The following is a 1,006-nucleotide window of genomic DNA, read 5'->3' on the forward strand; positions in this document are numbered from 1 at the left end:
AACTTAATTCCAGGCACCTTTTAATAACAACTTGTGAAACAGGACAAAATTATTTGCTGAGTGACCAGAGCAGTCGCAAAGATTTGGGAGAGATATCGCTGTACTTTTTAGCTAGGAAAGGGGATTGCGCTCTATTCAGTTGGGAGGCTAGAGATAGGAACTAAAAAAGCGAGTAAATTACTCGCCTTCGTCAAACTTGTCTTCAATCAGATGACATACAGCGTCGAGTGCCAACTCTGCTTGATCGCCTGTGGCATGAATCGTTACGTATTGTCCTTGAGCCGATTCCAACATCAACAGCCCCATCACGCTGTCTGCGGTGGCGGTTTTGTCTTCTTCGTTGTCGATGGTTACTACAGCATCAAAGCTTTGCGCAAGTTCTACCAACTTAACTGCGGCGCGCGCGTGTAACCCAAGACGATTTTGAATCAATACTTTACGACTTAACTCCACTGCTACTCCTTAGCATTTTCTCGAGCGAGGTGTGACGAATCTGAACTTGATGCCCTTTATCCGCAAAGTACTCGCCAATCTGTTGGGTTAAATACACTGAGCGGTGCTTGCCGCCAGTACAGCCAATGGCTACGGTGAGATAGCTGCGATTATTTTTTTCGAGCAAAGGTAGCCAAGTTTCAATAAAACTTTCTATCTGGTACTTGAGGCTCAATACCGACTGGTGTTGTTCCAAAAACGCAGCGATAGGAGCATCTAAACCCGTCAGTGGGCGCAGTGCAGGTTCCCAGTGTGGGTTCGGTAGGAATCGAACATCAAATACGTAATCTGCATCAGACGGAAGGCCGTATTTAAAGCCGAATGATTCAAAGACCATCACCAAGCCTTTGCGATCACGTCCTTCTACTCGCATGCGAACTGTTTCACTCAGTTCATGCAAAGACTGACCGCTACTGTTGAGGATTAAATCCGCATGCGCTTTTAGTGGTGTCAGGATCTCTTTTTCTCGCTCGATAGCTTGATCGAGCGATAGCGACTGGCCGCCTAATGATAG

Annotated in this window: 2 protein-coding genes; both read right to left on the reverse strand. The window is 46.4% G+C overall.

The genetic code is table 11. The features are described from left to right. Positions 1 to 177: 177 nt before the first annotated feature. Positions 178 to 453: an HPr family phosphocarrier protein gene (locus tag R7O12_RS27170; protein WP_005468661.1), complete on the reverse strand. Its 276-nt coding sequence runs from the start codon at positions 451 to 453 to the stop codon at positions 178 to 180. Then, a partial coding sequence (locus tag R7O12_RS27175; protein ID WP_318127160.1) for an RNase adapter RapZ occupies positions 437 to 1,006 on the reverse strand: 570 nt, incomplete at its 5' end. The genes R7O12_RS27170 and R7O12_RS27175, both read right to left, overlap by 17 nt.

Source organism: Vibrio sp. Vb1574, from assembly GCF_033338675.1.